Here is a 12,913-nt window from a genome sequence, read left to right as displayed (position 1 = left end):
TACTTGAGTTTAATTTAGCTATATTCGCCAATACCACCATAGGCATTTAGACGGTTGTATAAAGTTTTAGTACTTATACCTAGCATTTGCGCTGCAAGCGTTTTATTACCTTGTACTTTATCCAACGTAGCGTGGATCAGCTCTTTTTCAACTTCTTCAATAGTTTGCCCTGCAGTCACTTGATTTGCTTGAGTTTGCTTATTCACTCGTGAAAATGGTGACTCTAAGTTATCTGGCAAAGTAATCGCTTTACCTTTTGGATCACTCATAATAAAAGCACGATGAATGCCGTGGCGCAGTTCTCGAACATTGCCTGGCCAATCATAGCTTTCAAGTAACTTTAATTGTGCAGTTTGCCATTGAAAGTCGGTATTGTTTTCTTCATTTAATTGATTTAAAAAAGCATTGGCTAATAAGGCAATATCTTCTTTTCTTTCACGCAGTGGTGGAATATCAATAGGAAATACCGCTAACCGAAAGTAGATATCTTCACGAATAACATTATTTTGCGCTAAATCTTCTAATGAACGGTTAGTCGCAGAAATCACTCGGCAATCTACCGCACTTTCTTTACTGCCACCTACTCGGGTTACTTTTTTAGTTTCTAACACGCGCAATAGATTAGGCTGCATATCTATTGGCATTTCAGTCACTTCGTCTAGAAATAATGTTCCGCCGGTTGCTTGCTCAAATACACCGTCTTTACGGGCAATAGCACCAGTAAAAGCCCCTTTCTCATGGCCAAATAATTCGCTACCAATAAGTTCTTTCGATAACGCACCGCAGTTAGTAGCCACCAAAGGTCCTGTACATGCGCTAGCATTGTGAATCGCTTGTGCGACAACTTCTTTACCAGCACCACTTTCACCCATTAACATTACGTTGGCGTTGGTGTTAGCAACGCGCTCAATCATGGTATACAAATGCTGCATTTGCGGCGATTCACCTATTAAGGTGCCAAAATGCTTTTTAATACTTGGCTCGGCTTTTTTCTTAGCCGTGGTTTTTTTAGGGTTGAGAAGGCGCTCAATATCTTCGCGCTGCAAGGGCTTAACTAGATGACCAACGTTAGGCTCACACATTTCAGCCAACTTACCTTTGACTGAAGGATGACCTGAAATAAGGGTTATTTTTGGTTTTTGACCAATACTTTTAAGGTGCTCAACCAAGTGTAAACCACTTCCATCAGGCAGCATAAAGTCTAACAATACATGGTCAAAGGTATTATTTACAAACCACTGCTCAGCCTCTGCTAAATTAGCAGCAGTATTAATGTTATGTCCTAAAAACTCTACGATATGACAAACGACATCACTAAACTCGCTATCATCATCAACTAACAGTATGTTTAACATGATAAATCCCTATGCTTATTATCATTGCCCAGCCCCACATCTTAACTGCCTTATTCTACAAAATCGATGCTTAACTGGAAATTTACGCTATCTAAATAGATTTAGATCTTTTTTGAGATATAATTTTTAAATTAAATTTTAAGGAACATTCTGATGCGCTTACTTAAAAGCACCGTTCATCCCAGTGTGAGTGCCAGCGAGCCACGTCAATTTACTCGCCTAACGAGCCGTGCTATTGCCTTAAAAGGCACTGATATTTTATTAATGTACACTGCCCGCTATGAAGATTTCAGCTTGCCTGGCGGCGGCATTGATGAAGGTGAAAGCATAGAGCAAGGATTAATCCGCGAGCTACAAGAAGAAACTGGCGCACAAAACATCAAAGTACTCGGTGAGTTTGGCCTTTATGAAGAATACCGCCCTTGGTATAAAGATGATTATGCAGTGATCCATATAAAGTCTTACTGCTATTTTTGTAGTCTTGATACGCAATTAGGGCAAGCGCAACTAGAACATTATGAGCAACAAAATGGCATGGTTGCTAAATGGGTTAATATTTATGATGCCATTGCTCATAATGAGCGAACGCTAGCAAACAGCGATAAGCAAGGGCTATCAATCATTCGCGAAACCTATTTACTAAAAGAGATTGCCAAACATATTACTAATTATTGATAACTATCACCCAGTAATAAGTTAGGGCTTTGATTCAATTTAAACCAATCACTTTTTCATAAGTAAATAGGTGATATCTTCTGCCGACATACCTACACGAGGGACATGCTTTTGGCCACACCACAGTGGTGAAAAATCATCGTGCCCTGCTTTTTCAGCGCTTGCTCTAAGTGCCGTTATCGCGGTACTGGCATGAGGGAATTCAGGCACACCTATAGCCAAAGCGCCTAACTCATCCATTACACGATTTTGAATGCCTCGTGCCGCCCGACCAGAAAATAACGTAGTAAGCGCAGTATTATCCGTTTTCTGATTTAAAATTGCTTGCTTATGAAGCGCTGAAGTTTGTGCCTCGCAACATAATAAGTAAGCACTCCCGACTTGCACAGCGGCTGCACCTAAAGCTTGCATTTGCTCTACATCATCAGCGGTTGCAATACCGCCTGCGGCAACAATAGGTAAAGAAAGACGTGCCACACAGTTTTGAACTAATTGCACAGTTGATTGCTGCAGACTTAAATCCATTGATAAAAAATGCCCTCGATGGCCTCCTGCTTCTAAACCCTGCGCAATAATAGCATCAGCGCCATTTTCACTCAGCCAAATAGCTTCATCTAAAGTGGTAGCGGTTGAAATCACTTTAGTGCCCCAGCTTTTGATTTGCGCCATAATCGTTTGCTCAGGTAAACCAAAGTGAAAACTTACCACCGCGGGTTTATAAGGGGCAATAATATCAACAACCGATTGACTAATAGGTTGACGAGAAGCCCCTGCAGTTAAGCTTTCAGCATCAATACCATACTCATCAAAATAAGGCGCTAGCAAATTATGCCATTGCTGCTTTTGTTGGCTGGTGTAATCACCGACCGTATGACAAAAAAAGTTAAGGTTATAGGGATTACTGGTCGCTTGAGTCAGTTTATCAAGCTCGCTCACTAACTGTTGTTTTGAGAGCATTGCACAGGGTAATGATCCTAAACCACCTGCGTTACTCACCGCAGCAGCTAAACGAAAATCTTGCACACCCGCCATCGGCGCTTGAATAAGCGCTAAATGCGTATTAAAAAAAGATAACGCCACAACATACTCCTTGTAACTTTTTCAGCCACCAGAACTTTTTACCGATACAAAAATAATAGCTGAGTAAAAATAATAATGAAAAAATTAAAAGCTGTTTTATAGCAACAACTTAAAATAATTAAATAGTTTAGCGCAGAGTTGGCGTTAGCTTTGCACTCCTTTACTCAATATTATTTGTAAGGAGATGAAAATGACTAACACAGTAACGACAATTAATCCTGCCACTGAACAAACTATTGCAGACTATACATTGCTTAACCTAGAGCAAGCAAAAAATGAGATAGATAAAAGTCATGAGGCTTTCTTAGAGTGGCGCCATATTTCATTGACCGATCGTGCTAAGTATTTAAACAAACTTGCACATGTATTCGAGCAACAAAAAGAGTCACTAGCAACATTGATGACTCAAGAAATGGGCAAATTATACAATCAAGGTCTACAAGAAGTAGAGCTTTGTGCAGCTATATGTCGTTACAGCGCCGAACATGGCCAAACGATATTAGCGGATGAAGAACGCCCTATGGAAAACGGTCGCGCTATAATTACATATCAACCGACAGGTGTGTTACTAGGCATACAACCTTGGAACTTTCCTCTCTACCAAGTAATTCGTTATGCCGTGACTAACATTATGGCTGGTAATACGGCAGTACTTAAACATGCTAGTAACGTGTTTGGTATGGCTGAAAAAATTGAAGAAATGTTCTCCGATGCAGGTTTCCCTAGTCATGTATTTAAAAATTTACTGATTGACGGTAAAACAGCCAGCGAGCTTATTAGCCATAAAGCAATCCGTGGTGTTACCTTTACTGGCAGTGATGGCACTGGTAAAAAAGTGGCTGAGCAAGCAGGTAAACACGTGAAGAAGACTGTCCTAGAGCTTGGTAGTAACGACGCTTACTTAGTACTTGATGATGCAGATTTAGAGCTGGCAATTAAAACCTGCCTGCAAGGACGGATGATCAATAATGGTCAGACTTGTGTATCTGCAAAACGTTTTGTGGTTGTTGAAGCCTTATACGATGAGTTTAAAAAAGGCATAACAGAGCAATTTAACGCCTTAATAGTTGGCGATCCTATGGATGAAAACACCGATCTTGGCCCAATGGCACGCGAGGATTTAAGAGACAAAATTCATAAACAAGTAATGCAATCAGTTGAGGCTGGTGCGTCTATTGTGACTGGTGGCGAAATACCTAAGCAAACGGGTTATTTCTATCCAGCCACATTACTTGAGAATCTCTCTCCCGGCATGCCGGCCTATGACGATGAATTATTTGGCCCGGTCGCTTCACTCATCAAAGCCAAAGATAACGAAGATGCGATGCGCATTGCCAACGACTCTCGCTATGGTCTAGGTGGCGGCATACTTTGTAAAGATGAAAAGAAAGCCATTGAGCTTGCTAAAAAGCATTTTGATACCGGTATGGTTAACATAAATGGTTATGGGCTGGCCCAGCCAAACTTACCATTTGGTGGTGTTAAAGACAGTGGTTATGGTCGTGAGCACGGCGGTTTTGGTATGAGAGAGTTTGTTAATATTAAAGCGATTATGATTAATAACTAACTACTCCTAATAAAAAATACTCTAAAGGGCCTTAATTGGCCCTTTTTTTATGACTAAATAAGTTAAGTGTACAATAACTGTTATTCGCTATATTTTACTTACTTCATCATTAAAGGTAGGCACTTCTCGGCTAGAAGTATTCTCCATTTGCAATTCATTAACCGCCTTTTGAATGTCCATGTCGTCATCTAGTTGCTGGTTACTATTACCAGGTTTGTGCACTAACTCAGTTAAAAGAGCAAAATGGTCCGAGCCATATTTTTCTAGCCGTTTTATACGTTTAACAGTAAAGCCATGGCTATGGAATAAGTGGTCAAGCGGCCAGCGCATAAAGAAATACCCAGCATGAAAGGTATTAAAAAAACCTCGGCCTTTGCGTGGATCTAAAAAGTCACTGATTTCCATAAATAAACGGGTACTTCTTGACCAAGCAACGTCATTTAAATCGCCGGCAACAATTGTTGGACGTTTGTTGTTCTTTAAAGCCTTAGCAAGCAAAATAAGTTCGGTATCTCGTGGCCTAGAGGTATCTTCTTCAGTAGGACTTGGAGGAGCAGGATGAATAAAATGACCTTGTACTTCAAGACCTTCTGCAGTCTCAAATAGAACGTGAATTGAGGGAATATCGTTTTCTACAAGCTCACATACTTGTTGTTTTTTTATCTTATATTTACTGTATAAATGCATGCCGTAGCGATTATCTTTCGGGCAAAATATTTTGTATGGATAATCTTCTTCAATGGCTGCAAGTTGCTGTTGCCATTTAGTATCTGACTCAAGCGTAATAAGTAAATCTGGCTGGTGTTCATGGACTAAATCTATTAAGTCTTGGTAGCGAGTGTTCGACATCAACACATTAGCCGACATAATACGAATACTATGCCCACTGCCTGCGGGACTTTGCGCCACTTCTTTTTTAGCAAGCCAAGTATAAGGATATATCCATTTACCTTGAATAAGCAAAATTACAGTTGCCATGATTAGCGACGATACAACCAAAGGCGATAGTCCACTTAATGCAAAATAAACACCTAAAAGCAACCCAGCCAATGCAAGATAAAAAACCTGTAAACGAACAAAGTCGCAACTACGAATTAAATAATGCTGGCTGAAAGACATAGGTAAAAGTGTCACAACTAATAACACACTTAATATACTTACCAGCACAATTAGCATTCAATAACCCTTTATTAATAACGACTTAAAATTGACAAAATTTCGCGAGTATCATGCACCATATGAATGATGGTATCGTCTATTTCAATCGTAATACGACCATCACGGTCTATCGGTTTTACTACTCGACCATGGCGATAGATATCGTAATCTAATCTGTCACCTTTGTTGTACTTTTTTTGCCAACCAGGAGGCAATTGACCACCATTATCAACTTTTTTTTGTAATCCTGGCGGTAAACTCCCTTTACCTTTATTTTTGTCTTTGTCATGGTTATCATTTTTTGCAAAAGCTGCGCCGCTGCAAAGTACTAAGCCAAGCAAAGCAGTAGATAGAAGTGCTTTCATATTTTACTCCCTATTTAGTTCATTTAAAGAATAGCAATAATTCATGAACTCGTTATGAAGTAAATTAAATAACCGACATCAAGTTGTGACTTGGTAAAAATTTAGTGACGAGTAACAATAGAGAGAATCTCTCGAGTGTCATGCACTAAATGAATTAGCTGATCATCAACTTCCAGTAAAATTATCCCCTTTCGGTCATGACGCTCAACAACTCGACCACGGCGGTAAATATCTCTATCAAGGCGATCGCCACGATGATATTTTTTATACCAACCCGGCGGTAAGCCATGCCCGTAGCCTACTTTCTTGTATAAACCCGGCGGCAACTTTTTATAATCTGCTGACTTATGGTGTTTTTTATAATATTTTTTATGGTACTTTTTACTGTGCTTTTTATGCTCATGATGATGCTCATGGCGATGTTCATAACGATCATGTTCGCGCTCGTGCTTAGCATTTGCTGCAAACGGTAATAGGCTCAAACCAAGTACAGCCAAAGACAGGGGGATTAATTTATTCATAGCTACTTCCTAGCATAATCTGTGTGAATAACTAAAGCCTAACAAGTCAGCCTGAATGAAAGATGAAATGAATTGTAAACTTTGTAAAGATAGTAAGTGCTTACAGTTACGTGTTTTAACAAACAATTAGTTAGCTATATTAAAGAAAATAAAATGCTGTAAAACAATAAATAATAAAAACTGGCTGACAGCTCACAACATATTCGTATATTATTAACTCACTGACCTTACTGGAGTTTGCGCATTAATGAATAACTAACACCTGTTGAAATTCGTTTTATTTTTTGAATTTACAGGGTTAGTGGGCGCAAAATTCGTCATATATCTTGCTATCGACTTAACGATACCTAGTTAATTTTAATTGCTTTGCGCGCCATGCCCTGAACACTCCAGAGGCATTATGCATACATTACACATCCACAATTTAAGCTATCAACACCCAGATGGCCAAACTCAATTTAAACAACTTAGTTTTTCAATAAATGAAAAGCTCACCGCGATCATTGGTGCTAATGGCAGCGGTAAATCAATATTGTTGAGTATATTGGCAAACCAACAACAACCTAGTTCGGGACATGTTGAATTTAGTGGTACTCGCGTGCTTATTTCACAGCAACAATTAAGTGAGCAGCACCTTCAAACATCGTCATCCACGATTGCACAACTATTAGGAGTTGATAAAAAGTTAGCCGCCCTTAATCGTATTGAACAAGGAAGCTGCCATGAGGCTGACTTTAACCTAATCGATGATGATTGGTTATGCGAGCAATATTACAAACAACAACTTTTAGCCCTTGCTATTGATACCTCATTAAACCAGCCAATTAAGCATTTAAGCGGCGGTCAACAGCGGCGTTTGATGCTATTTTGCGCGTTGCAAACAAAGCCTGATTTACTGATTTTAGATGAGCCAAGTAACCATTTAGACCAATCAGCAAAGCAATGGCTAATTGACCAATTACATGCGTTTAAAGGGCAAGTAATTGTAGTAAGTCATGACCGCCAATTACTTAATCAATGCGATGCTATTATTGAGCTTAGCAGTCAAGGTGTTCATTATGAAACGGGGAATTATGAGCATTTCAATGAGCAAAAAACACGACAACAAACTTCGCTTACAAAGCAAATTAATAACCTTGACAAGGAGCGACAAAAACACCTTCAGCAAACCCAGCTTAATCGTGAAAAAGCCCAACAAAGAGCAGCACAAGGTAATAAAAAACGTAACACCACCAGCCAACCAAAAGTGATGTTAGACTTTAAGAAAAACAGTGCCCAAGCAAGTAAAGGCGCTTCTGAACGGCTAGCCTCTGTCAAACGCGAAGCCCTAACCGAAAAACGCCAAACACTTCAACAGCAGTTACCAAATAGTAAAGCTAAAACAGTAAAGTTTACGCAACCGACTAGCAATAAACGCCTACTATTTATTGAAAAACTTACTTTGCCATTTTCAAGCGCTAATAAAGCAATCACCCTGCAAATTTTTAGTGGTGATAAGTTACACCTAAAAGGATCCAATGGCAGCGGTAAGTCAACATTACTCCGGATGATTAATGACTCGGCAAATTCACCAGTATCAACAGCGCTTCAATTAAATAGTAAAGTGCTTTATATAGATCAACACAGCTCTTTTTTAGGAGCAACAGACACTTTATGCAATGCATTAGAAAAACACTGTCAGCTAAAACAACAAACAGTACGCCATTTGCTTGCGAATATTGGCTTTAAGGGAGAGAATATTTATCGGCCAATTAGCCAATTAAGCGGCGGCGAGAAAATGCAATTAGCCATGCTTATAGCGGCGCAAAATGCGCAGCACTCTTTATTGTTACTCGATGAACCCGATAACCACTTGGACTTGGCTAACAAGCAACATCTTGCGCAAAATCTGGCTGATTTTACTGGCAGCTTTATATTGGTGAGCCACGATGAGGAGTTTATTAAGCAATCTAATGTACTAACTAACATTATCTTAAAATAGCACAGCGAGAACTTTTTCATCGTTTCAGGTTCAAACTCATCGGATCACTTAATTATAAAAAGGAATAATATGAAAACTCTACAATTGGTTTTGGTGATTGTAATTACTTCGTTAGCTGGCTGCAGTAGTATGCTCAGCCAAAATACGAATCAAAAAACTCGCTCAAGTAGTCTCGTGGATTTTCTATACCCTGATGAACAAAGCCGTCAGGCTCATCAACCAAGCATACCAACGCTTAACTTACCCGCAACTGTAGGTATCGCATTTATTCCTAACCAATATGACTCTGGCATTCGCAGTAACGACGAAATTGCCTTGCTTGAGAAAGTAAAAAAACAGTTTATGCAATATGACTACATTGACCGTATTGAAGTTATTCCTAGTAGTTATTTGAAAGGAGGTCAAGGATTTACCACTCTTGAGCAAGTATCTAGATTATATGACGTTGATATTATTGCGCTGGTATCATATGACCAAGTATCACAAACTCTCGAAAATAATGCTGCATTCTTATATTTAACAATTGTGGGGTTATACGTTATTCCTGGCAACGAAAACACCGTACAAACTTTTGTTGATACAGCTGTTTTCGATGTGAAAAGTAGAAAAATGCTGTTTCGAGCTCCGGGAGTTAACAAAGTAGAGCAACGCAGTACAGCCGTCGGTATTGATGAAACCTTAAACGAGCAGTCGCAAGGTAGTTTTAACTTAGCTGTTGATGACATGATCACAAACTTAGATGCTGAACTTGGTTCATTTAAAACCCGTGTCAAAGAAGACAAAATAGCCAATGTTAATCATAAAGACGGCAGCAGTGGTGGCAGTTTATATTTCTTATTAATGTTACTAACTGCTATGTTAATTTTAAAACAACACGAGCAAATAACTAAACAGCTCTACATTAAACTAACAAGCGTTTATCGCTAAAGCTTTAGAATTCCTAAAAAAGGTTATATCCTGCCCTTTTGAAATATCTTAGATAAAGGGCTTTCATGCTTTCTCGATTATTACCTCTGGCGCTGATCACACCTACAGCCTTTAATTCTTTCGCCGCGCAAAACGACATTGAACGCATTACCACTACAGCATCTCGTGCTGAGGTACGCGCCGATCCTCTACCTTTAGTAATAAGCAGTATCACTAAAGCGCAGTTAGATTTAATCGCACCGACCCATATCGAGCAAGTATTAAAGCAAGTTGCAGGTGCCAATGTACAACATGGTAACGGTCAAGAATATTTGCCCGCACTGCGCTCTCCGGTGCTTTCTGGCGCTGGCGCCTGTGGCGGTATTTTAACAGCCGAAGATGGCATCCCCCTGCGTGCGGCAGGCTTTTGCAATATTAACGAATTGTTTGAAGCGCACACCGAAATGGCGCAACGTATTGAAGTTTTAAAAGGCCCAGGCTCTGCCCTTTACGGCTCAAATGCTGTGCATGGCGTAATTAATGTGATCACCCCTGATACCACTTATGATGAACATTTGCTCGGCGTTGATTTAGGCTCTTACGGTTACAACCGGTTCAAACTGCGCAGCGGAAAAGATTTAGGCAATCAAGGATTTGGTATTAATGCCAGTATCACTCGCGATACCGGATACCGTGATGACGAAAGCGTAGACCAAGAAAAGCTCAATCTGCGCCATCGCTATACAAGTGATGATCTATCCGTCACTACAGGATTGAGCTATACCCACTTAGATCAAAAAACTGCCGGATTTATTGAAGGCTTTGAAAGCTATAAAAACGATGAAATAGCCCAGCAAAACTTTGATCCTGATGCATTTAGAAAAGCCCGCTCATTTCGGCTTTGGTCAAAAACACAATGGCAAACAGCAAAAGATACGCTAACCATTACCCCGTATGTGCGCAATCAAAGTATGACCTTCTTTAAGCATTTTTTACCGGGCACACCGCTTGAAGAAAACAGCCAAAATGGCGTTGGCGTGCAATCACTTTGGCAGCATGCGTATTCAAACGAATTAACTGTTAATTTAGGGCTAGACAGCGAATACACCCGTGCAGATTTTTTGCAATATCAAGACGAGCCAACTCAAGGTTCAGCATTTTTAGTAGCAACTGTGCCACAAGGTAAGCATTACGATTACGATGTAACCAGCACCCTACTCGCCCCTTTTATTAGCCTTGATTGGCAATGGCAGCAACTCGCTATCAGTTTAGGCGCACGCTTTGAGCAGCTTGATTACGACTACACCAATAATATGCTGGCTGGTCGCACTGACGAGAATGGCAGCGAATGTGGATTTGGCGGTTGTCGTTACTCGCGCCCGCCAAGTAGTAAGAATACCTTTACAAATACATCGCCTAAACTTGGCTTGAGTTATCAATTAAGTGCTGATAATTATTTATATGCAAACCTATCTCGCGGTTACCGTGCGCCGCAAGCGGCTGAACTTTATCAGCTACAGCGCGAACAACAAGTGGCTGATCTCGAATCTGAAACAGCAGACAATCTAGAAGTGGGCCTCAAAGGGCAATATCAACAACTGCATTATGTATTCTCAGCGTATGCGATGAATAAACAAAACGTGATTTTTCGCGACAGCGACTTTTTTACCATTAATGATGGGCAAACTCAGCACCGTGGTATTGAACTGGAGCTGGATTATCAACTTACTCAGTCGATTCAACTTGCCCTAGCAGCAAGCCATGCAATACACACATACGACTATGACCAAGTTTTATCTGAAGTAAACATTAACGGTAACGACATAGACACAGCACCGCGTAATATCGCCAACCTACAAGCTAACTGGCAAGTCACCAATAACACCTTAATTGCTATTGAGTGGCATCATGTCAGTGACTATTTCACCGATCCTGAAAACCAACACAGTTACGCAGGCCATGACTTACTAAATTTACGCGCAGCATGGCAACTGACTGAACAATTGAAACTAACCGCGCGCATTAACAATCTATTTGATACCGCCTATGCAGAGCGTGCCGATTACACCAGCTTTACTGGCGACCGTTATTTTCCTGGGCGACCACGTAATATAATGTTCTCAGCAAGTTACGCTTGGTAAATATTGAATTAAGTGATTTCTGCTATTACTCAAACTTTTTCTTTTTATCATGGCGATATGATTTTGAGTTGTAAGTTGCAGTCATCACTTTATCAACTCCAGCTAAAATCGACTCTTTTAAACCACTTAAGAGCAAGACTTCTTGTGACCTTGAAACATACTCTATAACCCCTTGAGCTAACGATTCAACAATCTCTTGCGCATTCCTAATTACGATATGACCTTGATTAGCCAGCTTAATTAAGTGATCACAGTCTGGAAACTCTTTGCTCTTACAAATATTAAGTGCCATTTTATTATTGATGGTTGGATAAATTAATGTATGAGTAATATCAAAAGGTGGAGAAACAAAAATATTGCTCATATCTGGCGTGTACTGCAGCGCAAAATTTTTAAGATGGGCGTCACCGTTACCAATTAAACAACTGAAAACGATGTACTTATACATTTTTTCAACTTCGAGCATATTATTCGTGTACAAATAGGTTGCTTTCAGTAGGGTTTCGTAACTTCCCCGATATTTTTCATCGGGATCTGAAGAGCGCTTCATCAAAGTTGTAAAGTCTTCATAACCTAGCAACTGAGTGCCACTTTCACCACGATCAAAGCGTTCAATCACAAATGTTTCAAGGTTATCAGATAAATACGTATTTGGCGGTGCTAGACCGCAATATTTAGCTGCTTGCATGCACACATATTCATTAACAGTAAGCAGCTCAAACTCTTCATCAAATGATTTTACGATCAGATCTTTTTGATGAACTGTTCGCTCAACACTTGTAATACTTACTTTGGGTTGCATTCCTGACAAGGTATTCCTGAGATAGTATTTTTCTAATAACTGCGGAAATAAAGGCTGTGCATGCGAATACGTAAGAATATCGTTAAGTGACACGCTATCAACTTGCGGTAATTTAAAGTCACCTTGGTAAGATAACATGCCAATACCATCACTTCCTTGCAAAGCTAATAAGTACATGTCGTTAACTTTGGCGTAACGAGCAAGCCTTTGTGCAATGTATCTACGGTTATGCCCTTCATGTCAACAACAACCGAAAAGTGATCCACTCCACCATTTGAATAATGATCCACTATTTATTAAGGTTTTCCATTAATCCGGCTTGTTTCTTTTCTTTGATCCTATAACTTTCCCCCTTAATTTGA

11 protein-coding genes are annotated in these 12,913 nt (G+C 39.9%); 5 read left to right on the top strand and 6 right to left on the bottom strand.

Annotated elements, in window-relative coordinates:
- Window positions 1–14 precede the first annotated feature (14 nt).
- On the bottom strand, window positions 15–1,355 hold the full coding sequence (locus tag H5200_RS11630) for a sigma-54 dependent transcriptional regulator (protein ID WP_145241198.1): 1,341 nt from the start codon (window positions 1,353–1,355) through the stop codon (window positions 15–17).
- A 153-nt stretch (window positions 1,356–1,508) separates the two neighbouring features.
- Here H5200_RS11630 and H5200_RS11625 point away from each other — a divergent pair, with 153 nt between their 5' ends.
- A complete protein-coding gene (locus H5200_RS11625; protein ID WP_182761533.1) occupies window positions 1,509–2,030 on the top strand; it encodes an NUDIX hydrolase in 522 nt (173 codons plus the stop codon).
- A 48-nt stretch (window positions 2,031–2,078) separates the two neighbouring features.
- On the opposite strand, the gene H5200_RS11620 is transcribed toward H5200_RS11625, so the two are convergent.
- A complete protein-coding gene (locus H5200_RS11620) occupies window positions 2,079–3,110 on the bottom strand; it encodes a nitronate monooxygenase family protein (RefSeq protein WP_182761532.1) in 1,032 nt (343 codons plus the stop codon).
- 190 nt (window positions 3,111–3,300) lie between these two features.
- Here H5200_RS11620 and H5200_RS11615 point away from each other — a divergent pair, with 190 nt between their 5' ends.
- Window positions 3,301–4,677, top strand: coding sequence for an NAD-dependent succinate-semialdehyde dehydrogenase (locus tag H5200_RS11615; protein WP_182718293.1), 1,377 nt, complete (start codon window positions 3,301–3,303; stop codon window positions 4,675–4,677).
- A gap of 87 nt (window positions 4,678–4,764) precedes the next feature.
- On the opposite strand, the gene H5200_RS11610 is transcribed toward H5200_RS11615, so the two are convergent.
- The 3 genes from H5200_RS11610 to H5200_RS11600 form a co-directional block, all read right to left on the bottom strand.
- Window positions 4,765–5,853, bottom strand: coding sequence for an endonuclease/exonuclease/phosphatase family protein (locus H5200_RS11610; RefSeq protein WP_182718292.1), 1,089 nt, complete (start codon window positions 5,851–5,853; stop codon window positions 4,765–4,767).
- A 14-nt stretch (window positions 5,854–5,867) separates the two neighbouring features.
- Window positions 5,868–6,200, bottom strand: coding sequence for a hypothetical protein (locus H5200_RS11605; protein WP_182761531.1), 333 nt, complete (start codon window positions 6,198–6,200; stop codon window positions 5,868–5,870).
- A gap of 101 nt (window positions 6,201–6,301) precedes the next feature.
- Window positions 6,302–6,721: a hypothetical protein gene (locus tag H5200_RS11600; RefSeq protein ID WP_145241209.1), complete on the bottom strand. Its 420-nt coding sequence runs from the start codon at window positions 6,719–6,721 to the stop codon at window positions 6,302–6,304.
- 400 nt (window positions 6,722–7,121) lie between these two features.
- Between H5200_RS11600 and H5200_RS11595 the strand changes: the two genes are divergently transcribed.
- The 3 genes from H5200_RS11595 (at window position 7,122) to H5200_RS11585 (ending at window position 11,749) form a co-directional block, all read left to right on the top strand.
- Window positions 7,122–8,702, top strand: coding sequence for an ATP-binding cassette domain-containing protein (locus H5200_RS11595; RefSeq protein ID WP_182761530.1), 1,581 nt, complete (start codon window positions 7,122–7,124; stop codon window positions 8,700–8,702).
- A 69-nt stretch (window positions 8,703–8,771) separates the two neighbouring features.
- The gene (gene rhlP, locus H5200_RS11590) at window positions 8,772–9,629 is read left to right on the top strand and encodes a rhombotarget lipoprotein (protein ID WP_182761529.1); all 858 of its coding nucleotides are present in this window, start codon (window positions 8,772–8,774) and stop codon (window positions 9,627–9,629) included.
- 65 nt (window positions 9,630–9,694) lie between these two features.
- Window positions 9,695–11,749 (top strand): TonB-dependent receptor, encoded by a 2,055-nt coding sequence (locus tag H5200_RS11585; RefSeq protein WP_182739795.1) that lies wholly within the window; start codon window positions 9,695–9,697, stop codon window positions 11,747–11,749.
- 25 nt (window positions 11,750–11,774) lie between these two features.
- Here H5200_RS11585 and H5200_RS11580 read toward each other — a convergent pair whose 3' ends face one another.
- On the bottom strand, window positions 11,775–12,728 hold the full coding sequence (locus tag H5200_RS11580) for a type II toxin-antitoxin system HipA family toxin (RefSeq protein WP_259399203.1): 954 nt from the start codon (window positions 12,726–12,728) through the stop codon (window positions 11,775–11,777).
- Window positions 12,729–12,913: the final 185 nt, after the last annotated feature.

Source organism: Pseudoalteromonas sp. SG43-7, from assembly GCF_014164295.1.
Taxonomy (GTDB): domain Bacteria; phylum Pseudomonadota; class Gammaproteobacteria; order Enterobacterales; family Alteromonadaceae; genus Pseudoalteromonas; species Pseudoalteromonas rhizosphaerae.
This window is presented reverse-complemented; position numbering and strand designations above follow the sequence as displayed.

What these genes read in the sequence shown, in the direction of transcription:
- H5200_RS11625 (WP_182761533.1), top strand. Translation starts at nt 1,509, where the DNA reads ATGCGCTTACTTAAAAGCACCGTTCATCCCAGTGTGAGTGCCAGCGAG.
- H5200_RS11630 (WP_145241198.1), bottom strand. Translation starts at nt 1,355, where the DNA reads ATGTTAAACATACTGTTAGTTGATGATGATAGCGAGTTTAGTGATGTC.
- H5200_RS11585 (WP_182739795.1), top strand. Translation starts at nt 9,695, where the DNA reads ATGCTTTCTCGATTATTACCTCTGGCGCTGATCACACCTACAGCCTTT.
- H5200_RS11615 (WP_182718293.1), top strand. Translation starts at nt 3,301, where the DNA reads ATGACTAACACAGTAACGACAATTAATCCTGCCACTGAACAAACTATT.
- H5200_RS11605 (WP_182761531.1), bottom strand. Translation starts at nt 6,200, where the DNA reads ATGAAAGCACTTCTATCTACTGCTTTGCTTGGCTTAGTACTTTGCAGC.
- H5200_RS11600 (WP_145241209.1), bottom strand. Translation starts at nt 6,721, where the DNA reads ATGAATAAATTAATCCCCCTGTCTTTGGCTGTACTTGGTTTGAGCCTA.
- H5200_RS11580 (WP_259399203.1), bottom strand. Translation starts at nt 12,728, where the DNA reads ATGTACTTATTAGCTTTGCAAGGAAGTGATGGTATTGGCATGTTATCT.
- H5200_RS11595 (WP_182761530.1), top strand. Translation starts at nt 7,122, where the DNA reads ATGCATACATTACACATCCACAATTTAAGCTATCAACACCCAGATGGC.
- H5200_RS11610 (WP_182718292.1), bottom strand. Translation starts at nt 5,853, where the DNA reads ATGCTAATTGTGCTGGTAAGTATATTAAGTGTGTTATTAGTTGTGACA.
- rhlP (WP_182761529.1), top strand. Translation starts at nt 8,772, where the DNA reads ATGAAAACTCTACAATTGGTTTTGGTGATTGTAATTACTTCGTTAGCT.